This is a genomic window from Burkholderia sp. lig30 (genome assembly GCF_000687455.2).
Classification (GTDB): domain Bacteria; phylum Pseudomonadota; class Gammaproteobacteria; order Burkholderiales; family Burkholderiaceae; genus Burkholderia.
The window spans coordinates 1-3,119 of record NZ_JGVW01000010.1; the positions used below are offsets into that span (position 1 = coordinate 1).

A 3,119-nucleotide genomic window follows, 5' to 3' on the forward strand; every position below is an offset into this window, starting at 1 on the left:
GAAGCGTCGGGTTCCGGCCAGCGCTACCGCTGCGAGGCGGACTTCACGGTGCAGCCGACCAGCGAGCCGTTCCGGCTGTTGCGCACGATCGCGAAGCCGCGCGTGAGCGGCGTCGAGTATGCGGTGGTGACGTGCCCGGAGAATCAGGAAATCTGGACCGATGCGTACGGTCGGGTGAAGCTGCAGTTTCTGTGGGACCGGCTCGGCAGGAACGACGAGCGTTCCAGCTGCTGGGTGCGCGTTGCCGGCGCATGGCACGGCGATCAGTTCGGCGGCGTTTTTCTGCCGCGCCGGGGGCATGAGGTCGAAGTCTCGTTCGTCAATGGCGATCCGGATTTGCCGATCATCGTGGGCAGCGCGACCAATGCGTTCAACATGCCGCCGTTCGATTTGCCGAAGAACCAGGCGCTGGCCGGCTATCGCAGCCGGGAGATCGGCGGCCGGCGTGCGAACACGCTCGCCTTCGACGATACGAACGGGAAGATCCAGGCGCATCTGTCGAGCGACGAAGGTGCGTCGCAGTTGAATCTGGGATACATCACGCATATTGCGGGGCGCGCCGGCCGGCAGGACGCGCGTGGCAAGGGCGTCGAATTACGTACCGACGGGGACGGCGTATTCCGCGCGGCGACGGGCATGCTGCTCACGACCGAAGGCCGTCCCAACGCGCAGGGACATGCGAAGGCCATGTCGGAAACGATACGGCGGCTCGACGATGCACAGAGCCTTCATGTCGCGATGAGCCGCGCGGCTCAGGAAGGTCAAGCCCAGGCGGCCGACGGGCATCAGTCCGACTTGGCGAAGACGATCGAAGCGCAGAACGGACAGATCCGTGGCGTCGCGAATGACGCCAATCCGTTCCCGGAATTCTCCGAGCCCCATTTGCTTATCGCCGGCAAGGCTGGCGTCGAAGTCACCACGCCTGCAACGGTTCACGTGGCGGCGCAGCAGGTCGCCGTCACGAGCGAGGGGCATGTCGGAATCGCAGGCGGCCGCAGCCTCTTTGCGAGCGTGCGCGACACGATCAGCCTGTTTGCGCAGCGTGCGGCCATCCGGATCTCGGCCGCGATGGGCGACATCATTCTTCACGCGGTGACCAGCTCGATCAGGCTGGAGTCCGCCAAATCGATCCAGTTGCTGACGAAGGTCATCCAGATCAAGGGCGTCGAGAAGCTGGAACTGCAAGGCGGCAAGACCCGGTTGGTGCTCGACGACAGCGGCGCGGAGATTTTTACGCCTGGCAAGTTTGTTGCGTTCGCATCCACTCATTCGTTGCCGGGACCGAATGACTCGCCGGTCGACCTTGCGCCGAAGAGCATCTGCATCGATTGCCTGCTCAAGGCGGCGCGGGGTGGGGCGGCACTCGTCCCTCGATGAATCATGAACGACATGAAAATTGCTTCTATTGCGCGTCGTGCTGTCCTGGCCGGTCAGTTTCCTCTGCATGACATGTACGTTCACGCGATCAATTACGGCGTGCCGATGATGAAGGGCGACGAGATTCTGTTCAGGGCGGATTTCAAGGCGGGGTACATCGCCCAGGGCGTGATCGACGAAGAACGGAACCGGCTGTACAGGAAGGGAGGCATGCAGTGACGAATCAATCACGAGTGGCGGTGACCGGTGTGCTGTCGGCGTTCTGTCTGTCGCTGGCAGCGTGCGCAGGTGGGCAGCCGAATGGGACGGCAGTGCCAGTCGAGGTGCCTCACCGAGTTCCACTGCTGTCGGGGGATACCAAGGCCTTGAACTACACGCCGTGGTACATCCACACGTTTTCGATGGTGGGGCCGTCCGGGAGTGGTATTCGCGGCGGGGGGCCGAACGTGATGCCAATCAAGGCGAATGGCCGGCCATCCGAAGGTGGCGGAAAGTGTTGCACGAGCCTGCCCGTCGAATGGCAACCGGAGCTGACGCTGACGGTGCGGTGGCTGGTGACGAAGAAGCGGCCGGACGGAAAGAAATGGGGCTACTGGTACAAGGCGGAGAACGTGCGGATTGCGCCGTACATCAGCGGGAACACCGGTGACGCGTGGGGCATCTTCCTGCCGGGGGACCGGGTGCGCATCATGCTGACCGATGGTAACCGCGATGGCGGCAACAATCCGAACAATCGTCCGGCCGATAACGATCCGTATATCGCGCAGGGCGTGATCGACGAAGAATGGAACCGGCGCTATCCACCGGCTCACGACTGACAAGGGAGCAATGCGATGACGATTCAAGGGCGAGTGGCGGTGGCCAGCGTGCTGTCTGCGGTCTGTCTGTCGCTGGCTGCGTGCGCAGGTGGGCAGCCGAATGCGGTGACACCGATAGATGTTCCTCACCCGGTGAAGCTGGGGGGCGGGATGGATGTTCTCGCGCTGAACTACACGCCGTGGTACATCCACACGTTTTCGATGGTGGGGCCGCCTGCGAGTGGTATTCGCGGCGGAGGGCCGAACGTGATGCCGATCCAGAAAAATGGCAATCCGTCCGGTGGTGGTAAGGCGGTCTGTTGCATGCGCTATCCCTTTGAATGGCAGCCGGAACTGAAGCTGACGGTGCGGTGGCTGGTGACGAAGAAGCGGCCGGACGGAAAGAAATGGGGCTACTGGTACAAGGCGGAGAACGTGCGGATTGCGCCATACAACGGCGCCAATGCGAACGAGGCGTGGGGCATCTTCCTGCCCGGCGATCGGGTTCGCGTGATGATTACCGATGGTAATCGGGATGGCGGTAACAATCCGAACGCCCGCCCGGCGGATAACGATCCGTACATCGCCCAAGGTGTGCTCGACGAAGAATGGAACCGGCGCTATCCACCGGCTCACGACTGACAAGAGGGAAAGACAGTGACGATTCGATGGCCAGAAGCGATGCCGGAGGGCGGCCGGCTGCCGCTATCGCAAAGCGAAGACGCGTTCAAGCTGGGCGCGCTGCGGATGCATGACGAAACCCGGTCGTGCCGGCAGACGTTGCAGATCAGCCTGTTCTTTGACGGCACGAACAACAACGATGCGGCGGATAACCCCCTGCGCGACTCGAACAAGCGGACCCATACCAATGTCGCTCGGCTATTTAACGTCGCATTGGATAAGAACGATCAAGGGGTGTTTGCCTTCTACATCCCGGGCGTCGGC

4 protein-coding genes and 1 pseudogene are annotated in these 3,119 nt (G+C 62.5%); all 5 read left to right on the forward strand.

Translation table 11 applies throughout. The features are described from left to right. On the forward strand, window positions 1-1,377 hold a 1,377-nt coding region (locus LIG30_RS00480), incomplete at its 5' end, for a type VI secretion system Vgr family protein (protein ID WP_038708701.1). 3 nt (window positions 1,378-1,380) lie between these two features. Next, entirely contained in the window at window positions 1,381-1,596 is a 216-nt protein-coding gene (locus tag LIG30_RS25810) for a hypothetical protein (RefSeq protein WP_152985947.1), read from the forward strand. Window positions 1,597-1,616: 20 nt separating this feature from the next. Next, window positions 1,617-2,195, forward strand: a complete 579-nt coding sequence (locus LIG30_RS24715; protein WP_235510118.1) for a DUF3304 domain-containing protein — start codon at window positions 1,617-1,619, stop codon at window positions 2,193-2,195. 15 nt (window positions 2,196-2,210) lie between these two features. Beyond that, window positions 2,211-2,816 carry a DUF3304 domain-containing protein gene (locus LIG30_RS24720; protein WP_083493834.1) on the forward strand — a complete coding sequence of 202 codons (606 nt, stop codon included), beginning with the start codon at window positions 2,211-2,213 and terminating at the stop codon, window positions 2,814-2,816. Between the two features lie 15 nt (window positions 2,817-2,831). Beyond that, window positions 2,832-3,119: pseudogene (locus LIG30_RS00495) on the forward strand (DUF2235 domain-containing protein); the annotation flags it as partial.

What these genes read in the sequence shown, in the direction of transcription:
- LIG30_RS25810 (WP_152985947.1), top strand. Translation starts at nt 1,381, where the DNA reads ATGAACGACATGAAAATTGCTTCTATTGCGCGTCGTGCTGTCCTGGCC.
- LIG30_RS24720 (WP_083493834.1), top strand. Translation starts at nt 2,211, where the DNA reads ATGACGATTCAAGGGCGAGTGGCGGTGGCCAGCGTGCTGTCTGCGGTC.